Genomic DNA, 20002 nt, shown 5'->3' with positions numbered 1-20002 from the left:
GCTGTCTAACTTTTAAAGCGACTCTAATGAGACAAATCATTACTCAGGTTGATGCTTTCACGAATATACCTTTCGCAGGTAATCCTGCTGCTGTCTGTGTTTTGCCTACTCCCCAAGACGAACGCTGGATGCAGAACGTAGCGCAGGAGATGAATTTATCTGAGACGGCTTTTCTAGTTAGACAGGATGATGGCTTCAATCTGCGTTGGTTTACGCCGACGGTGGAAGTACCGCTTTGTGGTCATGCAACCTTAGCTAGCGCCCATGTACTTTGGTCAGAGGGACATTTGTCACCGAATGAAGCTGCGCGTTTCTACACCAAAAGTGGAGTGCTGATTGCAAAGTTGCAAGGTGAGTGGATTGAGTTAAATTTTCCTGTGAATCACTCACAAGAAACGATCGCTCCTCCAGAACTGAGCAAGGCTTTGGGTGTACCATACAAATCTGCCTTGCAGAATTCACTAGGTTATTTAGTGGAATTGGAATCGGAAGACTTGGTGCAGCAAATACAGCCTAATTTTCAATTACTAAAAACGTTGCCTGTTTCTGATGTCATAGTCACCAGCATTGCTTCTTCAGATTTAAATTATGATTTCGTCTCTCGCTTCTTCGCACCAGGAGTAGGTATTAATGAAGACCCCGTTACTGGGGCTGCTCATTGTTGTCTCGCTCCCTTTTGGCGCGATCGCTTGCACAAAGATGAGTTATTGGCTTATCAAGCATCGAGTCGCGGTGGGGTAGTGAAAGTACGCTATACAGGAGGCGATCGCGTCTTTCTCGCCGGACAAGCTGTAACTGTTATGCGAGGTGAGTTAATTACTGCATAAACCTAATATTACAAATCAATCGTATCCGGCAAAAACTCAGCATCGATAACTTGGGCAATGGGATAAGGACATTCCACTATCAACGAGCTAGATTTGAAATCTTTTACACCCATCTTAACGTTAGGGGACGAGGCGATCGCGTCTTTCTCGCCGGACAAACCGTAAATGTTATGCGAGATATAGCAAGGGACTGGGGACTGGGTGAAAAGCTTTTTTGTGTCTAAGTTTTATCATCTGTTAATGTCGTAACCACCTTGGCTGTTGCTATAAGTTCATTACCGCTTCATTTTAATTAGGACTTACGCAAAAATTGCCAACTTCGCTTAATTTATCGAACCGCCAAGACGAGGCAGTGCGTTGGGCGGCTCTGCCGACTTGAAGCAACTGCCGTGCCAAGAGCGCCGAGAATTCGTAGAGTGTGCGTAAGTCCTATTAATAAACTAACATGGTGAAATGTTATTGTTAGTCGATACAATCGCATTGTTATTCGATACAATCGCATTGTTAGTCGATACAATCGCATTGTTAATCGATACAATCGCATTGTTAGTCAATACAATCGCATTGTCAGTCGATACAATCGCATTGTTATTCGATACAATCGCATTGTTATTCGATACAATCGCATTGTCAGTCAATACAATCGCATTGTCAGTCAATACAATCGCATTGCAGGAGATTGCATTTAGATGTATGTTCATGAAACATTCCCGCAGGGTAGCAGCAAAACAATGCCAAAATTGAAAGGCTCAGATCCCCGACTTCTTAGAGAAGTCGGGGATCTTGTTTCTACGCTTTTGATTTAAGATTGCTATATATGTGATGAAGTTTTTTCATTTGTCAGAATATTAAAAGAAGTCTATATTTAGTTTTAAAAATGTCTGCTAAAAATACAAATAGTCGAAATCTGCTCACATCTTGTGACTGGCCAATCGAGCAATTACCCGGACTGAGCCACGAAGAACAATCTCAACTACAAAATTGTGGGATTACTAGCACAGTAGCGCTAGTCAAACAAGGCAAGACTCTTGAGGCACGGCTGGCGTTAGCAAATAAACTACAGATTCATCTTCAGTATGTAAATAAATGGATGGCTTTAGCTGACTTGGCGCGTATTCCCAGTGTAGGCGTCCAATATTGTGGTTTATTGCTTCATGCAGGTATCGGTTCTGTAGCACAGTTGGCTCAGACTCCCACTCATAGATTGCACCAACAAATTATGCGTTTGCAAGTAGCAACAATGCAGCGACGAGATTTGTGTCCAGCGATTGAGCTAGTACAACAGTGGAGTCAGCAAGCCAAAGCAATCATTAGTTAGGAATAAGAAGTAAAATTCATAATTCATAATTTATAATTCTTCACTCTTTGGCTAAGACTCCATTAAGGAAGATATCAGCGAGTCCTTCAGCCATTTGCTGCATTTGTTGGGGGGAAGCGTCAGGTTCTATAAGGGTGTTGTTAGAAAAACCTGCGATCGCAAACATTCCCAAGAAAACTTTAGCAACCAGCTTGGCATCCATTTGACGATAAATGCCTTTGTCCATCGCTGTTTGAAAGAACGCTTCACCCACATCGGTCATTTTAGTAATAACTTCTAATTGGATGCGATCGCGCAAATCGGGGTGAAACTGCACCTCCATAAAACAAACACGCATCAAATCAGCATTTTTTTGGAAGTTCCACATCCGGCGACGCATCACTTGAGCTACGGCTTTATAGCTGCCCATTTCACTCAATTCTGTCAGCAAATCTGTAAGAATCTCTACCCAGCCACTCGTAGCTACTTCCACCAAAATTGCCTTCTTATTGGGAAAATGCCGAAATAGAGTGCCTTCAGCTACACCTGCCGCCTGTGCTAAATCACGAGTAGTAGTGCCGTCAAATCCTTGAGCGGCGAACAATCGTTGTGCTGCCTGTAAAATCCGGGTGCGCGTCTGAGTCTCTGAGGGTGGGGAAGAATTAAAAACTCGCATAACAGTTATGGTGAAATTTGCGGAACACGATTTGTAGCATTATTGTCTAACATCAAGTTAAAAAGCTAGTGAAAGCTTAATACAAGATTAATGTCCTTTTGCTAAGTATCCTGTTTCTTAGGTAGTGTAACTTTATTTTAATTTTTGCTTATGAACCAGATCAGTCGGTCAATTTTAAGATTTTGCGGAAAGTCTGAGCGCTGGTTCCCGGCGATTAGAACTTTCCAAAACAGATTAAGGACTTCCCTGCGGGACGCTACGCGAACGACTTCTCTACGAGACGCTACGCGTAGCTTGCTTCCCCGTAGAGGTACGCTCAGGAACCATCGAACGATTTTGGATTGGTTAGATAAAGTATTTGTCAGATTGCGGCGGTTGTTTGTTACTTTGTTGACTTTGATCGTCCTTTGGTGCGGATTACTGCCAGAAATTGCTCTAGCTCAAACTCAAACGGTACTTCCTCAAACAGTCAAAACTCAAACCCCGCCAGTTCAAAGTTCGATCCAACCTTATCTGGATCGAGTGATTAAGCAGTTAACGGAGTTTCGCCTCGACAATGGTTTAAAATTCATTGTCTTGGAACGACATCAAGCGCCCGTGGTTTCCTTTCTTACTTATGCCAATGTCGGTGGTGTGGATGAGTCAGATGGTAAAACTGGCGTAGCTCATTTTCTTGAGCATTTGGCCTTCAAAGGGACAACGCGCATTGGCACACAAGACTACAAAGCAGAAAAACCGTTACTAGAGCGCTTGCAGCAGTTAGATACTCAAATTAAAACAGCGAAAGCCGATGGCAAAAAAGATGAAGTTGCTCGGTTAGAAACTGAGTTTAAGCAACTAGAATCACAAGCAGGTAAACTAGTCAAGCAAAACGAACTGGGGCAAATTGTGGAACAAGCGGGAGGCGTGGGTTTAAATGCCAATACTTCTACTGAAGCCACCCGTTATTTTTACAGTTTTCCTGCCAATAAGTTGGAGCTTTGGATGTCGCTGGAGTCGGAGCGATTTCTTGATCCTGTAATTCGTCGTGAGTTTTATAAAGAGAAAGATGTAATTTTAGAAGAACGCCGGATGCGGGTGGAGAACTCACCCATTGGACTGATGGTGGAAAAGTTTATTGATACTGCTTATAAAGTTCATCCCTACAGGCGTCCAGTGATTGGTTACGACGAAGATATCCGCAATCTAACACCAGAAGATGTCCAAAATTTTTTTGATACTCACTACGTACCAAGTAATTTAGCGATCGCTATTGTCGGAGATGTTAAACCGGCTGAGGTGAAAAAACTGGCGCAAACTTATTTTGGCCGCTATCAAGCAAAAACCAAAGCTGTTGAACAAATCCCGACGGAACCGCCACAACAACAAACACGGGAAGTTACTTTACAACTACCTTCTCAACCTTGGTATTTAGAAGGTTATCATCGTCCGGCAATTACCCATCCAGATAATGCAGTCTATGAAATCATTGGCAGTTTATTAAGTGATGGGCGCACATCGCGGTTGTATAAGTCTTTGGTAGAAAAGCAGCGTTTGGCGCTAAATGCTCAAGGTTACAGTGGATTTCCTGGAGATAAGTACCCAAACCTAATATTTTTCTATGCTCTCACAGCTCCTGGTCATACAGTTGATGAGTTGGCGGTAGCTTTGCGTCAAGAAATTGACAAATTAAAAACTGAGCCTGTAGAAGCGGCTGATTTAGAACGGGTGAAAACCCAAGCACGAGCGGGTTTGTTACGTACCCTCGATTCAAATATGGGGATGGCTCAACAATTGTTGGAATATGAGGTGAAAACTGGCTCTTGGCGGAATTTGTTTAAGCAGTTGGATGATATTGCAGCGGTAAAAACGGCTGATATTCAACGGGTGGCGAAACAGACGTTTACAGCTGAAAATCGCTCGATTGGTAAGTTGTTGTCGAAAGAAGGATGAAAAACGAACTGCAAAGAACGCAAAGGTAGAGAGATATGCAGAGGTACAAGGTGAAGGGTAAAAAGCGGATGGTGTTCAAGATTCAAAATGGCAAGGGGTTTATTTATGCTTTGGTTGCAGTTTTTGCGTGTTTACTTTTAACTTGTAATTTTTCTCTAGCGGCGACGGCACAAGCAAAGCATTATAGTGAGTTGCAGTTGCCACCCCTACCTGAGATTAAGTTACCCAAGTATGAGCGGTTTGTTCTCCAAAACGGCTTGGTTGTCTATTTAATGGAGGATCACGAGTTACCGTTGGTGAATGGGACGGCGTTTGTGCGGACAGGTAATCGCTTAGAACCACTGGAAAAAGTCGGTTTAGCTGGTTTTACAGGCGCAGTAATGCGAACTGGGGGAACTAAGAAGCATTCGGCTGATGAACTCAACGAGATATTGGAACAACGGGCGGCATCTGTAGAAGTTGGTATAGCTGAAGCTTCTGGTAGTGCTAGCTTTGACGCACTCAGTGAAGATTTAGAAACAGTGTTTGGGCTATTTGCCGAGGTGGTGCGATCGCCAGTATTTGCTCAAGAAAAGCTAGACTTAGCTAAGACACAAGCTAAGGGTGGCATTGCTCGTCGCAATGACGATCCAGATAGTATTGCTAGTCGAGAATTTAAGAAATTGATCTATGGGAAAGATAGTCCCTATGCTCGCACGATAGAGTATGCAACGGTAGATCAGGTTTCCCGTGAGGATTTGCTCAAGTTCTATCAGCAATATTTCCACCCCAATAATATGATTTTAGGGATTGTGGGGGATTTTGAGGCGAAGAAAATGCGATCGCTCGTTCAAGCTAAGTTTGGCGACTGGAACCGCAACCCAGGTATTGCTAAACCCAAATTACCAAAGGTTTCGCCAGCTAATACAGGTGGAGTATTTTTTGTAAATCAGCCACAACTAACACAAAGTAGTGTGCTTATCGGGCATTTAGGCGGACGGTTCGACAATCCCGATTATGCGGCGCTGGATGTATTAAATGGGGTGTTAAATGGGTTTGGTGGACGCTTATTTAATGAAGTGCGATCGCGTCAAGGTTTAGCTTACTCTGTCTATGGCCAGTGGAGTCCCCGCTACGACTATCCTGGCATATTTATTGCTGGTGGACAAACGCGATCGGATGCTACTGTGCAGTTTGTCAAAGCTTTACAAGCTGAAATCAAGCGCATCCAAACTCAAAGAGTAACAGCAAAAGAACTGGCTTTTGCCAAAGAGTCTACACTCAACTCTTTTGTATTCAACTTTCAAGACCCCAGCCAAACCTTATCACGGTTGATGCGATACGAATATTACGGCTATCCGGCTGATTTTCTCTTTCGCTATCAAAAGGCCGTCGCCGCCACCACCGTCGCTGATGTGCAACGGGTAGCACGAGAATACCTCAAGCCAGAAAGGATTGTAACTCTAGTCGTGGGGAATCAAACCGCCATTCAACCGCCATTGACGCAGCTAGCAGCACAGGTGACACCAATAGATGTAACGATTCCTGGTTTGCGATCGCAGGCGAAGAATTAATCAAAAATTGCGAGCCAGAAATTCAGCCTGCTTTTAGATAGCGAATGCCGATGATGAATTTGATAGTGTTTCCTTACTTGAGCATCCTTACTAGGCTCTAACCCTGTTCTGTCACTCTCCGAAAAGATTTGCCATTTCTGAATTCTAGAGCTTTTATCTACCAAGGGTTCACACGATTTTTTCTAATACAGCATTTTGCATCTAAATGAAGTACATCCTTACCCCCCTTAATCCCCCCGATGTATTGGGGGGAAACAAGAAAAATCCGGTTCCCTCCCCTTTATAAGGGGAGGGTTAGGGAGGGGTAAAAAATATTTTCTACATCATTATGGACTTTTAAAACATCCTCTTAGATTGCTTTGTTCTTAAAATTAAGAAGCAATCATGAATGTTTTTATTATTCATGCTCAATGTCGCAGTAAAAAAACAATGATTTACCAAAAACTCAACTCAGATAATACATCTGTATTTGAGCAGTTATGGACTATTACAAACCAATTGCGACAAAAGCTAGAGAATCATTTTCAGCTAAATCCAGCACATTTTACAAATGATTTAAATAGTTACAGCAGCATTGATGGTAATTTTCAGGGTTCACTCAAGGCTTTTTCTGGTAAGGAAATTGCTTGGAAGTCCCTAACTACTCAAATAAAATAATTTCCTTCATTATCGGGAAATGACTGAGGACAAGGTGGAGTAACAAGTAGAAACTAAATCAGGAACCAAAACCTCTGGGAACTCCAGAGGTTTTTCTTTAAACTACACTTATTTATGTAGGAGCGATCGCCCCTGCGCTCCCGTATACACTTCTCTAAGAGGTTTTTTAAGCAGCTGATGTCCGACGACAAGCTGCTGTGTGTACAACCATCCAACAATTTTAATGATGAAGCAGCAAAAATTGTCGTAGCGCATTAGTCAACTGGAGTAAGCTAAATTTAGGTTTGAGCTACTGGGAGTGGAGATGATGTTGTTGGAATTAAAGCGCATTCATGTTCCACCAGGACAAAGAGTGCTACTGCGAGATGTAACCTGGCAGGAATTGGAAACAATTCTAGAAGATTTAGGGGAACATCGTGCTGCACGAATTGCTTATGACAGGGGAATACTGGAGATTATGGCACCACTGCCAGAACATGAATATGACAAAGAAATTATTGGCGATTTAGTCAAAGCGCTTTTGGAAAAGCTAAATACTGAGTTCATCAGCCTTGGTTCTACCACTTTCAAAAATCAAGCAATGGCTCAAGGTATAGAATCTGACCAGTGTTTTTATATAAAAAATGAATCTAAGATTCGCCCGAAGAAGCGACTAGATTTAACAGTAGACCCCCCTCCAGATTTAGCTCTAGAAATTGATATTACTTCTCGCACTCATCCTAATATTTATGAAGCTTTAAAAGTACCTGAGCTTTGGCGTTTTAATAAAGGAAATTTGCAAATTAATGTTCTACGAGATGGGCATTATATAGAGTCTTTGCAAAGCCTAAATTTTCCTCTATTCCCACTAATTGAAACGATTCCCCAAAATTTGGAGCAAAGTACAACAGCAGGCAGAAATGCAACACTCAAAGCTTTTCGTCTTTGGCTACAAAAGCAGATCCAACAGCAATGACTTATTTGTTTCTTGCTACCATCAGCATTAAAACCCACATTCCGCAGGTAAGTTAGGAGATTGATGGTATTTTTTATGAATGACACCATCAGTCTCAACCCAGACTTTGCAGGTGTGGATCACAAAATATTTTATTTTTGAAGCGTGGCAGCTTCACGACAAAGTAAATGATATATAGAAACATACTGCAAAATACCCTGAGAAGAATGTTATTCAAAAAAATTCTGAATATCCCTTACTGATATACGGATAAATCCTTGATATCATCCCAAATAACGTAGATATAGGAAAGTTTTGTATATACTAATTAGTTAGGCTGCTAGGTTACAGTTGAGGACAGTATTTCTAGGTTGTCGGTGGACAATTAATACTAATGAATTAGAGGTAATTAAGAGTTTGTGGAAACTATAGCTAATTTTCTTATTAATGGCGTATTGGCATCTATTGTAGGCAGCATCATCCTAATTGTCCTTGGTGGTTTGGTTTCGCGGTACATAAGATGGTTGCTCACTGGAGTTTTAGGACGGCTACTTGATATTGATATTGAGTATGTATTTCGATCAAAAGTGGAAGCTGACGAAGACATTACAAGAGAACTTGAAAAGGCTTCATTCGTGTACTTGATAACAGGTCGAGGGAATGATATTCAACGAGGGTTATTCAGTAAAGTGTTGCATCGCAAGCCACGTGGAAAATTGTCTGAGTTTAAAGTAATGTTACCTTTACCTAACGCGGCTGGTACTGATTGGATAATGCAACGGGAAAAAGAGTTAGCTACTTTCGACCCTGCATTTGGAAGGGGGGTACTTCACAATCAAATCGAGATGACAATTAAGTATCTAGAAAACTATATAAGCAATGGAGAAATTGAACTTAGACTTTTTAACTATCCTCACATTGGTAGAATCATAATCACTGATCGAGTTGTTTACTTCACTCCATACTCAGCACATACACATGGTAAAGATTCTCGCATAATCAAACATCGTCGTGGTGGTGAGTTCTATGACTGTTTCTTACGATTATTCTTTCAACTTTGGGAAGTGTCTCAGCCAGTTTAAGTAGTTACACAGTAGGCAGCCCAATATCATATTGCAGCTGAAGGTCGTCTGATAATCATTGCCTTTTATATATAAATTGCTACATTAAGTAGTAAATGTATAAAAAATCAGAAAATGAATTATAGAGAAATTCGTCAGTATAACTCAGGTAAGCAAGGTGATCAAAGACGAGCTTTTCAAATAGATCGAGACCGTCTAATCTACTCTGCATATTTCCGAAGACTTGCACAAGTAACTCAAGTTGTAAGTGCAAGTGAGGGCAATGTTTTTCATAACCGTTTAACCCATTCGTTAAAAGTTGCACAGGTTGCAAGGCGACTTGCAGAAAGGTTACAGGAACTAAATAATTCAAATTCAAACCTGATCAATAAATATGGTGGTCTTGATCCTGATGTAGTTGAAGCAGCTGCAATAGCACATGATTTAGGTCATCCACCTTTTGGACATATTGCTGAAAAAGAACTTGATCAACTTGCAAGGAGTCATGGACTATCTGATGGATTTGAAGGAAATGCACAAACTTTTAGGATATTAACCTTGCTTGAACCTCACCGCCCTCAATATCCTGGGCTTGATTTAACTAGAGCAACTTTAAATGCAACTTTAAAATATCCTTGGTTTTGTGAGAGAGATAATGGGAATACTCAGTCAAAAAAGAGATCAAAAAAATACTCAATCTATGATCAAGATCGAAAAGCATTTGAGTTTGTGAGGGAAGTTTCAGCAACTGGGTTGCAAAATTATCAACAAAGTCTTGAAGCCAGTATAATGGATTTTGCTGATGACGTAACCTATAGTGTTCATGACCTAGAAGATTTTTATTTTGCTGGATTAATTCCTTTAGAAACTATTATCAATAATGAAGATGAGTTTGAGAAGTTTTTAAATGACTGGGTAAAAACCATATCAGACAACAAATTGAAAGAGCAAATTAATGAATCAAAACAGAAAATTAGTTTAAAAAACCTACTCAATTTATATAGTAATAAGAAAGGAGATAATCCTGGTTCTATTGAACAAATTGCATATATAAAAAGCGTTAGTTCTAATTTAATTCAGAACTATGTTCAATCTGTTAGCTTAAAAGAAGATTATGGTGAACACGGTTATCTAGAGCGTCCAATAAAAATAGAAATAGAGCTAAAGTTCCTACAACGAATCGTATGGAAATATGTGATCCTTAATCCACGACTTGCGACTCAACAATATGGTCAAAGAAAAATTATCAAAACACTGTTTGATGTTTATAAGGAAGCAGTTGAAACTAATCAAGTTAATTTGATACCTGCTCATTTCTTACAACATGGCTCTTTGGAAAGATTATTAACAACGGGAGACCAGAAACATCAAAAAGTAAGAATAGCAGTTGATATAGTTGCCAGTTTTAGTGAAATGGAAGCAATTCTGATGTTCCGTAGATTTACAGGTATAGATCATGGATCTGTAATGGACTATATAGTCTAGTTAAATGTTTATCCTTCTAGATTTTGATATTAAGCAGTAGGGCGCACAGTTAGCTGTACGCCCCAACAAATCACCTGTATTCGACCTTACGAAAGTCTCAGGTTATAAATCCATGTTACTTAGTAATGATTCAAGTTAATACCAGCTTCTTTTGCCATTGCTTCTAACCCTTTAATATCTAGGGTTTTGATTGCTTTAGTAGACAGCTTTAATTTTACCCAGCGATTTCCGCCTGCCCACCAAACACGCTTGCTTTGCAGATTGGCGTGCTGAAGGCGTTTAGTACGGCGGTGGGAGTGAGAAACAGCAAAGGCGTTATTTGCCTTCTTACCAGTTAGTTCACAGCGACGGGACATAGCAAGTATCTCCAGATTGTTATTTTAATACAGCCTTTCCATTTTAGGTCTTAGGCAACAGAAGTAGGAAAGGAAGGAGAGGGGAGATGGGGGACAGGGGGAGAAATATAGACGCGATTAATCGCCTCTCTCCAAACTCAGCACTATTTACTAGCTTGCTCCGTCAGCTTGGTGAGTACCTCATTCGATCGCTCGACAAAAGATTTCATCCCCTCAGCGTCAAATCCTTTCTGAGACATCAGCGCTAAATCGTAGACATGTTGACAAATCAAGTTTACTAACTGATCTGTAGGCGATTGACCATCACCTTGAATAATACTACCTTGGTTAAGATTTACCAGATTTTGAATCAACGGGTGAGCAGTATTCACGAGCAAAACGTGATCTTCAGGAAAATCTACTGTCTGCTGCTGCATCATGGCGTTCATTTCTCGCATCCGGCGGAGAATTTCTGGTAAAAGCACGATCGCAGGTGGTGTCCCTTGAGGATCGTCTGATTTCAAAGCTTCGGTGCGGATGTTGAGTTTGGGTTTGTTGAGGGATTTCTCAAATAACTCTTTGATGCTCTCACTCCGGGTTTTGTTCGTCTTGGGATCAACAATTTCCGTAGCTTTGTCTTGTTCTAGCAGGGTATTATCTAAATCTGAGTCTACCCGCGTAAATTTGACATCCTGATATTCCCGCTCTAGGAAGTTGATAAAGTGGGTGTCGATGAAGGAGTCCATAAACAGGACTTCCAAGCCTTGATTTTTGTGTAGTTCTATATAGGTAGCTTGGGTTGCTGCATCGGTGCTGTAGAAAACCCGGTTTTCGTGACTTTCTTTGTTACGTTCTAGATACTCTTTGAGCGTAGTATAGGGAGCGCTGGGTTCTGAAAAATCAGGACTGGCTGAAGGAGGAGTGACATCTTGCCAAGCATCTCCGTCTGAAGACTGGACTTCGACTACTGGAGTTTCAGCAGCAGGCTTTTCTGTCAGCTTGGCGGTGGTGCGAAAGACGATAATATCTTCAATTTGTTTTTTGAATTTCTCGTCGTTGAGAACGCCGAATTTTACAAAAGTACCAAGATCCTTCCAGGCGCTAATGTATTGTTCACGGTTATCGCGGAAAAGTTCTTTGAGGCGATCGCCTACTTTCTTGGCAATGTAATCACCAATTCGTCGCACGGTGCGATCGCCTTGCAAAGCGCTGCGCGATACGTTCAGAGGAATATCGCTGCTATCAATCACACCCCGCATTGGAGTTAGAAATTGCGGAATAATTTCTTCGCAGTTGTCGCTAACAAAAACTTGATTACTAAATAGCTTGATCTGCCCTTTAGTAACATCTACATCCGGCCTCATTTTGGGAAAATACAGAATCCCGTTGATGATAAACGGATAGTCAGTATTTAGATGTACCCATAACAGCGGTTCTTCTTGAAAAGGATACAGGTAGCGGTAAAACTCTAAATATTCTTCTTGACTGAGATTACTCGGAGACTCTCGCCACGGTGCTATTTGCTTATTTAGTACTTCACCTTCTAGTTTTATCGGTACTGGCAAGAAATCGCAGTAGGTCTTGACAAGATTCTTAATTCGTGCTTCTTCTAGAAATTCCTCTTCTTCTCCTTGCAGGCTGAGAGTTATAGTAGTGCCGCGAGTTGTCCGGGGCGACTCTTCTAAGGTGAATGCTGGGGAACCATCACAAGTCCAGTGAACTGCCTGTGCCTCTTCTCGGTAGGATAGAGTATCAATTTCTACCTTTTGCGCCACCATGAATGAGGAGTAGAAGCCAAGACCGAAGTGACCAATAATCGGTTGATCTGATTTGCCTTCATACTTATGAATAAATTCTTCAGCACTAGAGAAGGCAACCTGATTGATATATTTCTTAACTTCTTCTGCGGTCATCCCGATACCGTTATCGGAGATGGATAGGGTTTTGTTATTTTTGTCAATGGCAATTTCAATTTCTGGTTCGCCAATTTCTCCAGCGTAATCTCCAGCGCGGGATACCATTTTCAGCTTTTGGATGGCGTCTACGGCGTTGGATACCAGTTCCCGCAAGAAGATTTGATGATCTGAGTAAAGCGACTTCTTAATGATCGGGAAAATATTCTCAGTATGGATACTGATAGTGCCTTGTTCTAGCATAATTGGTAATCTTCGACGTTAGTATCTGAAATGATGATAGTGGCTAATACAGCCTAACCCTCTGTTTTCCAGGATAAACCCGGAGAACACAGAAAGGTATCAAGCAATTAGGATTTTAAAACCATAACTTAGGCGATGTCTACGACGGGCTGCGCCTACGCTCCTTTTTTGAGGATTGTTTGCCCCCATTTTCTGATTCGGATTTCCCTACTCCCGATTTTCACCGCAGGTCTATTAGCCCGCATTCTCCAACCAAGCTGTAAAAATTAAACTGGTATTAGACACTGATTTAATGTCTTTAATAGGACTTACGCACACTCTACGAATTCTCGGCGCTCTTGGCGTCTTGGCGGTTCGATAAATTAAGCTTTTTGGTAATTTTTGCGTAAGTCCTATTTAACATTAGCGCTTCTGCGATCGCACAATGTCTCGTAGAAAATAAGAAAAATAAACCCACGGAGGTGGGTTTTATCTGCGTAGCTGCCATTTATAATCACCTTATCAGACTACGTAGCAATCTGTGGTACTGACACCTTCACTGGCACTTTTTTACTAAAAGACAGACCGTTTTCATTTTTGTCAATCATAATCGTGTCTCCAGAGATAAAAGTATTTTCCAATAACTTGGTGGCCAAAGGATTTTCTATTTCTCGCTGAATTGCCCGTTTCAGTGGACGGGCACCGTAAACTGGGTCATAGCCTGATTCGACAAGGTGATCACAAGCAGATTGGGATATCTCAAAGAAGATTTTTTGCTCTCGGAGGAGATTTTCTACCCGTTTGAGTTGAATGCGGATGATATGCCGCATTTCCGTGCGATTTAAGGTATGGAAGAGAATAATATCATCAACGCGGTTGAGAAATTCCGGGCGGAAATGCGATCGCAAAGCTTCCATTACCCTGACGCGCATTTTTTCATATTTGGAATCATCACCAGCTACATCCAAGATATGTTCACTACCAATGTTACTGGTCATGACAATAACGCTGTTGCGAAAATCTACTGTCCTCCCCTGAGAGTCAGTAATTCTCCCATCATCTAGCACTTGCAATAAAATATTGAACACATCGGGATGCGCCTTTTCCACTTCATCCAATAGCACCACTGAGTAGGGACGGCGGCGAACCGCCTCGGAAAGTTGACCGCCTTCTTCATATCCTACGTATCCTGGAGGCGCTCCCACAAGGCGAGAAACTGAGTGTTTTTCCATATACTCAGACATATCTAAGCGCACCAATGCGTCATCAGAATCAAAGAGAAACTGAGCTAAAGCGCGGGCGAGTTCGGTTTTACCCACACCTGTGGGGCCCATAAACAAAAATGATCCAATGGGACGAGAGGGGTCTTTCATCCCTGCACGGGCACGGCGAATGGCTGCTGCTACTGCTTCTACAGCCTCTTCTTGCCCAATGACTCGTTGATGTAAATGACTTTCTAGTTGGAGTAATTTTTGCCGTTCCGATTCCAACAGGCGATTGACGGGAATTCCTGTCCATTTAGCGACAATTTCGGCAATATCGGCTTCAGTGACTTGCTCTGGCAGCAACGTGGAACCTTGGTTTTGAATTTCTAAAAGGCTCGCTTCTTTGGCTTCGCGATCGTGCTGTACTCCCTCCAATTTGCCATATTTCAGTTGGGCAGCTTTATTTAGATCATAAGCACGTTCCGCCTGTTCAATTTGCACTCGCAGCGCATCTTCTTCTTTCTTTAAGGCGCTTATCGCCTCCAATATCTGCTTTTCACCTTGCCATTGCTCATTAAATATTTTCTGTTTTCCGGTTAAACTGGCGATTTCTTGCTCAATTCGCAGCAAACGTTCTTTAGTTTGGGGAGTACCCTTTTCTTCGCCAGCTAATGACAGCTTTTCCATTTCTAACTGCATGAGGCGGCGATCAATGGTTTCCAATTCTGCTGGTTTGGAGGTAATTTCCATTTTCAACTGTGCTGCTGCCTCATCCACTAAATCAATGGCTTTATCTGGCAAAAAGCGATCGCTAATGTAACGTGCTGATAGAGTTGCTGCTGCTACCAAAGCCGAATCAGAAATTTTGACGTTGTGATGCACTTCATAGCGTTCTTTCAATCCCCGGAGAATGGAAATAGTATTTTCCACACTTGGCTGATCCACAAAAACTTGCTGAAAGCGGCGTTCTAGGGCAGCGTCTTTCTCAATGTGTTTGCGGAACTCGTCGAGGGTAGTCGCGCCAATACAACGCAGTTCTCCCCGCGCCAGCATTGGTTTGAGCAGATTTCCGGCATCCATTGCCCCTTGTTGGGTGGAACCGGCACCGACTACAGTATGCAATTCGTCAATAAACAGTACGATGTCACCGTTAGATTCTGTAACTTCCTTGAGGACTGCTTTCAAGCGTTCTTCAAATTCTCCTCGCAATTTGGCCCCAGCAATCAAACTACCGATATCTAAAGAAATGAGTTTGCGGTTTTTCAGAGATTCGGGAACGTCACCGTTTACCATCCGTTGTGCCAAAGCTTCGGCGATCGCAGTTTTACCTACCCCAGGTTCACCAATTAATACCGGGTTATTTTTGCTCCGACGAGACAAAACTTGAATTACCCGCCGAATTTCGTCATCCCGCCCAATTACTGGGTCAAGTTTTCCAGATTTTGCCTGTTCTGTCAAATCTCTGCCAAATTTTTGTAAGGCTTCATAGCGGGATTCTGGGGTTTGATCTGTCACTTTTTGGCTACCGCGAATAGTTTTGATGGTAGCTTCTAGTTTTTCTGTATCCGCACTAAAGCCTTTGAGTATCTTTCGTCCAATGCGATCGTCTTCAGCAAATGCCAAGAGGATGTGTTCCACAGAAACGTAGGAGTCTTTCATCCTGGTTCTAGCTTCCTCGGCTCGGTCTAGTAAAACATCTAAATTGCGGCTAAGGTAAAGCTGATCACTTTTACCAACTTTGGGTTGACGTTGGGTAAAGGCTTCTAGCTGCTGTTGCAAGCGGATTGGATCGACCTCAGATCGAGCCAGGATACGTATTGCTAGACTAGTGGGTTCTTCTAACAGGGCAAGAATTAAATGTTCAACATCTAATTGCTGTTGTTGATAAGCACGGACTATATCCTGAGATTTAACAATCGCTTCCCAGGCTTTATCAGTAAATTTATTCGGATCTGTAGGTTGCATCTTTAGAATTTTGGAATTTTGATTTTTAGTTTAGGATTGGGTATTGGGGATTGAGGATTGGAAAAACTCTTCCTTAGTCACTAATTATCCAGACATTCTCAGCGTATATCCGCGTGTATCTCCGGTGGCAATTTAGGATTGGTTATTTGGTGATAGTTCACTCTATTACCTATTTTCTAATTTAAAACGAAAACAATGTTCTGAGCGGACTTTGCCAAATGGTACTATTGGAGCAATGTTGACGACGGGCTATTCGGCGTTACTATTAGTGCTGCTCATCACGACAGTATGGAGATAATACTAATAGGATTTACGCAGAGGAGATCCCCTAGCCCGCCTAAAAATGGCAGGCAAAAAGCGAAAAGTCTCGCGCGTCTGGGTAACAGGAGTGCGAGACGCCAGTGTGCGGAAAAACTAGTTTCTCCGTATCTAGCTCAAGTTTTTAAGACATCGGTGTGGATTTTCTTATCCCTTTATTGCCTTAGACAGGGTTTTCCTCCGCACTCAAGATTCAGCACTACTGAAGCTTAGATCCATCACCTATATTCTTAATTATAAGAATTACTGACTCACAAGTTGCTCTTGTGATTCCTGTTTGACTGCTGACCCTTGAGTTCCCAGTTGAATCAATTCAATTTTATACCCATCTGGATCTTCCACAAAAGCAATTACTGTCGAACCATGTTTCATTGGCCCTGGTTCGCGCACGACTTTACCGGCTTGATTGCGGATTTCCTCACACGTAGCGTAAATATCATCAACACCAAGGGCAATGTGACCATAAGCATTACCCAATTCGTATTTTTCCACCCCCCAGTTGTAGGTTAGTTCTATCACCGTGTTGTCACTTTCCTCACCATACCCAACAAAAGCCAAGGTAAATTCTCCCCCTGGATAGTCTTTTCGGCGCAGTAATTTCATTCCCAGAACTTCACAGTAGAACTTTAAGGACTTTTCGAGGTTGCCCACCCGCAGCATTGTGTGTAGTAATCGCATGAGCTTTTCTCTGTAATTGATTTAGTGTTCTCTGCCAATATTTTACCTAGCTGAAAGTCTAAAGTAAAAATGCCATCAGGGAAAGAATTAAAAGGTAAAGGACAAGATAAATGTGACTTTACCCATTTTTGGCATTGTTCCCGATTCATATAATGGAAATCTTCTTTAATCTCAGCCAATAAAGTCTCTTAAACGCCTATGCTAGCGATTGGGTTAGGCAACTGGACTGTGTGCGTAACAGACTTGAATAAAGGATAAAGTACAGATGAGTAACATTCTAGATACTGCCATTGAGGCGATCGCATCTCGTGAAATTCTCGATTCACGGGGTAGACCGACAATTGAAGCCGAGGTGCATTTAGCCAACGGTGTTGTCGGACTGGCGCAGGTTCCGAGTGGTGCCTCTACTGGCACTTTTGAGGCTCACGAACTGCGTGATGGCGATAAAAGCCGTTACGGGGGCAAAGGCGTACTCAAGGCAGTACAAAACGTCAAAGAAGCACTTGCACCTCAATTATTGGGCTTGGATGCTCTCAACCAAGAATTGCTAGACCGCACAATGATCGCTATAGATGGTTCTGCTAACAAATCGAATTTGGGGGCTAATGCGATTTTGGGGGTTTCCTTGGCAGCAGCCAAAGCTGGTGCTGAGTCTCTAGAAATTCCTCTATATCGCTATTTGGGTGGCCCTTTAGCGAATTTGCTCCCAGTGCCGTTGATGAACGTGATTAACGGTGGCGCACACGCCTCAAATAACGTGGATTTTCAAGAGTTTATGATTGTCCCAATTGGGGCAACTTCCTTCCGGGAAGCGTTGCGCTGGGGTGCAGAGGTGTTTGCTACCCTCAGTCAGGTGTTGGATGAAAAGGGTTTGCTGACTGGTGTAGGCGATGAAGGCGGCTTTGCCCCTAACCTAGAATCCAATCAGGTGGCTTTGGAATTGCTGGTTGCTGCCATTAAGAAAGCTGGTTATAAGCCAGGGGAAGAAGTAGCTTTGGCATTGGATGTGGCAGCTAGCGAATTTTATAAGAATGGTCAATATGTTTACGATGGTAAACCTCATGCCCCGGCTGAGTTTATTGATTATTTAGGACAATTGGTTGATCAATATCCAATTGTGTCAATTGAGGATGGCTTGCACGAAGAAGACTGGCAAAATTGGCAATTACTCACCCAGAAGTTAGGTTCGCGGGTGCAGTTGGTAGGAGATGATTTGTTTGTTACCAACGCCACACGCTTGCAAAGAGGCATCCAGGAAAAAGCTGCTAATGCAATTTTGATTAAACTCAATCAAATTGGTTCTCTCACCGAAACCTTGGAAACAATTGATTTGGCAACTCGCAACGGTATTCGTTCAGTAATTAGCCATCGTTCTGGTGAAACAGAAGACACAACGATCGCTGATTTAGCCGTAGCAACCCGTGCCGGTCAAATCAAAACAGGTTCCCTCTGTCGCAGCGAACGCGTAGCAAAATATAATCGCTTGCTGCGAATTGAAGATCAACTAGGTGATCGCGCCGTTTATGCTGGTGCTGTGGGGTTAGGACCGAAGTAGGGACTGGGGACTGGGGACTGGGGCAAGAATTCTTCCCAATGCCCCATGCCCAATTAAGGATAAAACCCCAACTTGGGTAACCCCAAGGTTTCATCCCAGCCCATCATCAGGTTTAGACACTGAATCGCTTGCCCCGCCTGTCCTTTAATTAGATTGTCAATTGCTGACATGACAATCACGTGACCTGTACGCGGGTCAACTTCCACACCGATGTAACAAAGATTGCTGCCGTTTGCCCACTTCGTTTGGGGGTAAACGCCGCTACCGCAGATTCTCACCCAAGGAGAGTTGCGGTAGAAGGCTGAGAAAATTGTGATTAAGTCATCTCGCACTAGACCAGGATCGCGCAGTGTGGCATATACCGTTGCCAAAATACCGCGCACCATTGGGATAAGGTGGGGTGTAAATTGGATCATGAGTTCGTGACCAGCTAAATCACTGCAAATTTGCTCAATTTCTGGGGTATGACGGTGACGGCCGATATTGAAAGCTGTTATGGAGTTATCCGCCTCAGCTAGTAATAAGTTGGTTTGAGCTTGCCGTCCACTGCTAGATGTGCCGGACTTGGCATCAATAATAGCTGTTTCTGGGACGATTAAACCTTGCTTTAAGAGTGGCGAAAGTGCAAGGAGACTAGCAGTGGGATAGGAACCAGGACAACCAACGAGTTGAGCTTCAGCAATGCGATCGCGATACAGTTCTGGTAATCCATAAACCGCTGTAGCAGCAGTTGAGCGATCGTTTCTCTGTGTCCCATACCAACTTGTATAAGTTGCCAAATCACTGAACCGATAGTCTGCACTCAAATCCAGTACTTTACATCCTTTTTCTAATAGTTTAGGCGCGATTTGGCAAGCCAGACCATTTGGTAAAGACAGGAAAACTACTTCACAGCGGTGAGCAATTATTTCTGGTTCTACTGCCTCTATTGGCAGGTTAGCTGCATGAGCCAGATGCGGGTAGATATCTCCAAAGCATTTCCCGATACTGCTCTCACCACCTAAATAAACCAGTTCAACTTCTGGATGATCCATCAGTAGTCGTACTAACTGTACTCCGCCATAGCCCGACGCGCCAACAATCCCAACGGGTACGCGTCTAAATTTGCCCATGATCTGAAATCCTTATCCCATGAATGATTAATTCGTTCTCAGCTATCAACAATATCAGCGACTAGACTCACAGCGGACAAAACATCTGAAACCCCTCTACTTTTTTCGGACGCAAACAGGGAAGAGGACGTGAAAATTTTTGCCACGTTATCAAATCATAAAATAACTCGGAAAGTGAGAAACTCAGTGTCTTAAGACCTGAGGTGCGATTCGTTCACTCGAAATGAGTATAAATATTCAGGGATGAGTGACATTTGAGAGATAACCCCATTGGGTT

The 20002-nt window shown here is 42.6% G+C and carries 16 protein-coding genes; 9 read left to right on the top strand and 7 right to left on the bottom strand.

The window, feature by feature from the left end:
* Positions 1-26 precede the first annotated feature (26 nt).
* Positions 27-827 carry a PhzF family phenazine biosynthesis protein gene (locus V7K35_RS08075; protein ID WP_335077852.1) on the top strand — a complete coding sequence of 267 codons (801 nt, stop codon included), beginning with the start codon at positions 27-29 and terminating at the stop codon, positions 825-827.
* 8 nt (positions 828-835) lie between these two features.
* On the opposite strand, the gene V7K35_RS08070 is transcribed toward V7K35_RS08075, so the two are convergent.
* Complete coding sequence (locus tag V7K35_RS08070; RefSeq protein ID WP_335077850.1) at positions 836-985, bottom strand: hypothetical protein; 150 nt, start codon at positions 983-985, stop codon at positions 836-838.
* A gap of 719 nt (positions 986-1704) precedes the next feature.
* Here V7K35_RS08070 and V7K35_RS08065 point away from each other — a divergent pair.
* Positions 1705-2145, top strand: coding sequence for a DUF4332 domain-containing protein (locus V7K35_RS08065; protein WP_334794679.1), 441 nt, complete (start codon positions 1705-1707; stop codon positions 2143-2145).
* A gap of 40 nt (positions 2146-2185) precedes the next feature.
* Here the strand turns inward: V7K35_RS08065 and V7K35_RS08060 are convergent, their stop codons facing one another.
* Positions 2186-2800 carry a TetR/AcrR family transcriptional regulator gene (locus tag V7K35_RS08060; RefSeq protein WP_335077848.1) on the bottom strand — a complete coding sequence of 205 codons (615 nt, stop codon included), beginning with the start codon at positions 2798-2800 and terminating at the stop codon, positions 2186-2188.
* 336 nt (positions 2801-3136) lie between these two features.
* Here V7K35_RS08060 and V7K35_RS08055 point away from each other — a divergent pair, with 336 nt between their 5' ends.
* The 6 genes from V7K35_RS08055 (at position 3137) to V7K35_RS08030 (ending at position 10422) form a co-directional block, all read left to right on the top strand.
* Positions 3137-4732 carry a M16 family metallopeptidase gene (locus V7K35_RS08055; RefSeq protein WP_442939702.1) on the top strand — a complete coding sequence of 532 codons (1596 nt, stop codon included), beginning with the start codon at positions 3137-3139 and terminating at the stop codon, positions 4730-4732.
* A 35-nt stretch (positions 4733-4767) separates the two neighbouring features.
* Positions 4768-6285: a M16 family metallopeptidase gene (locus V7K35_RS08050; protein WP_335077846.1), complete on the top strand. Its 1518-nt coding sequence runs from the start codon at positions 4768-4770 to the stop codon at positions 6283-6285.
* A gap of 384 nt (positions 6286-6669) precedes the next feature.
* Entirely contained in the window at positions 6670-6942 is a 273-nt protein-coding gene (locus tag V7K35_RS08045) for a hypothetical protein (RefSeq protein WP_335077844.1), read from the top strand.
* A 307-nt stretch (positions 6943-7249) separates the two neighbouring features.
* Positions 7250-7897 carry a Uma2 family endonuclease gene (locus V7K35_RS08040; protein WP_335077977.1) on the top strand — a complete coding sequence of 216 codons (648 nt, stop codon included), beginning with the start codon at positions 7250-7252 and terminating at the stop codon, positions 7895-7897.
* Between the two features lie 398 nt (positions 7898-8295).
* Positions 8296-8958: a hypothetical protein gene (locus V7K35_RS08035; RefSeq protein WP_335077842.1), complete on the top strand. Its 663-nt coding sequence runs from the start codon at positions 8296-8298 to the stop codon at positions 8956-8958.
* 114 nt (positions 8959-9072) lie between these two features.
* Positions 9073-10422 (top strand): deoxyguanosinetriphosphate triphosphohydrolase family protein, encoded by a 1350-nt coding sequence (locus V7K35_RS08030; RefSeq protein WP_335077840.1) that lies wholly within the window; start codon positions 9073-9075, stop codon positions 10420-10422.
* 119 nt (positions 10423-10541) lie between these two features.
* Here V7K35_RS08030 and rpmB read toward each other — a convergent pair whose 3' ends face one another.
* The 4 genes from rpmB to gloA all read right to left on the bottom strand — a co-directional run bounded on the left by rpmB (position 10542) and on the right by gloA (position 17058).
* Positions 10542-10778: a 50S ribosomal protein L28 gene (gene rpmB, locus V7K35_RS08025; RefSeq protein WP_273766461.1), complete on the bottom strand. Its 237-nt coding sequence runs from the start codon at positions 10776-10778 to the stop codon at positions 10542-10544.
* Positions 10779-10921: 143 nt separating this feature from the next.
* On the bottom strand, positions 10922-12913 hold the full coding sequence (gene htpG, locus V7K35_RS08020) for a molecular chaperone HtpG (protein WP_335077838.1): 1992 nt from the start codon (positions 12911-12913) through the stop codon (positions 10922-10924).
* Positions 12914-13419: 506 nt separating this feature from the next.
* The gene (clpB, locus tag V7K35_RS08015) at positions 13420-16062 is read right to left on the bottom strand and encodes an ATP-dependent chaperone ClpB (protein ID WP_335077836.1); all 2643 of its coding nucleotides are present in this window, start codon (positions 16060-16062) and stop codon (positions 13420-13422) included.
* A 561-nt stretch (positions 16063-16623) separates the two neighbouring features.
* Positions 16624-17058 (bottom strand): lactoylglutathione lyase, encoded by a 435-nt coding sequence (gene gloA, locus V7K35_RS08010; RefSeq protein WP_335077834.1) that lies wholly within the window; start codon positions 17056-17058, stop codon positions 16624-16626.
* Positions 17059-17323: 265 nt separating this feature from the next.
* Here gloA and eno point away from each other — a divergent pair, with 265 nt between their 5' ends.
* Entirely contained in the window at positions 17324-18613 is a 1290-nt protein-coding gene (eno, locus tag V7K35_RS08005; RefSeq protein WP_335077832.1) for a phosphopyruvate hydratase, read from the top strand.
* A 53-nt stretch (positions 18614-18666) separates the two neighbouring features.
* On the opposite strand, the gene argC is transcribed toward eno, so the two are convergent.
* Positions 18667-19725, bottom strand: coding sequence for an N-acetyl-gamma-glutamyl-phosphate reductase (argC, locus tag V7K35_RS08000; RefSeq protein WP_335077830.1), 1059 nt, complete (start codon positions 19723-19725; stop codon positions 18667-18669).
* Positions 19726-20002 lie beyond the last annotated feature (277 nt).

The organism is Nostoc sp. (genome assembly GCF_036917275.1).
Classification (GTDB): Bacteria; Cyanobacteriota; Cyanobacteriia; order Cyanobacteriales; family Nostocaceae; genus Nostoc.
This window is presented reverse-complemented; position numbering and strand designations above follow the sequence as displayed.

Excerpts from the sequence above, each read along its gene's own strand:
- eno (WP_335077832.1), top strand. The coding sequence starts at position 17,324 with ATGAGTAACATTCTAGATACTGCCATTGAGGCGATCGCATCTCGTGAA.
- argC (WP_335077830.1), bottom strand. The coding sequence starts at position 19,725 with ATGGGCAAATTTAGACGCGTACCCGTTGGGATTGTTGGCGCGTCGGGC.
- V7K35_RS08030 (WP_335077840.1), top strand. The coding sequence starts at position 9,073 with ATGAATTATAGAGAAATTCGTCAGTATAACTCAGGTAAGCAAGGTGAT.
- gloA (WP_335077834.1), bottom strand. The coding sequence starts at position 17,058 with ATGCGATTACTACACACAATGCTGCGGGTGGGCAACCTCGAAAAGTCC.
- V7K35_RS08045 (WP_335077844.1), top strand. The coding sequence starts at position 6,670 with ATGAATGTTTTTATTATTCATGCTCAATGTCGCAGTAAAAAAACAATG.
- rpmB (WP_273766461.1), bottom strand. The coding sequence starts at position 10,778 with ATGTCCCGTCGCTGTGAACTAACTGGTAAGAAGGCAAATAACGCCTTT.
- htpG (WP_335077838.1), bottom strand. The coding sequence starts at position 12,913 with ATGCTAGAACAAGGCACTATCAGTATCCATACTGAGAATATTTTCCCG.
- V7K35_RS08050 (WP_335077846.1), top strand. The coding sequence starts at position 4,768 with ATGCAGAGGTACAAGGTGAAGGGTAAAAAGCGGATGGTGTTCAAGATT.
- V7K35_RS08065 (WP_334794679.1), top strand. The coding sequence starts at position 1,705 with ATGTCTGCTAAAAATACAAATAGTCGAAATCTGCTCACATCTTGTGAC.
- clpB (WP_335077836.1), bottom strand. The coding sequence starts at position 16,062 with ATGCAACCTACAGATCCGAATAAATTTACTGATAAAGCCTGGGAAGCG.
- V7K35_RS08060 (WP_335077848.1), bottom strand. The coding sequence starts at position 2,800 with ATGCGAGTTTTTAATTCTTCCCCACCCTCAGAGACTCAGACGCGCACC.
- V7K35_RS08075 (WP_335077852.1), top strand. The coding sequence starts at position 27 with ATGAGACAAATCATTACTCAGGTTGATGCTTTCACGAATATACCTTTC.
- V7K35_RS08040 (WP_335077977.1), top strand. The coding sequence starts at position 7,250 with ATGTTGTTGGAATTAAAGCGCATTCATGTTCCACCAGGACAAAGAGTG.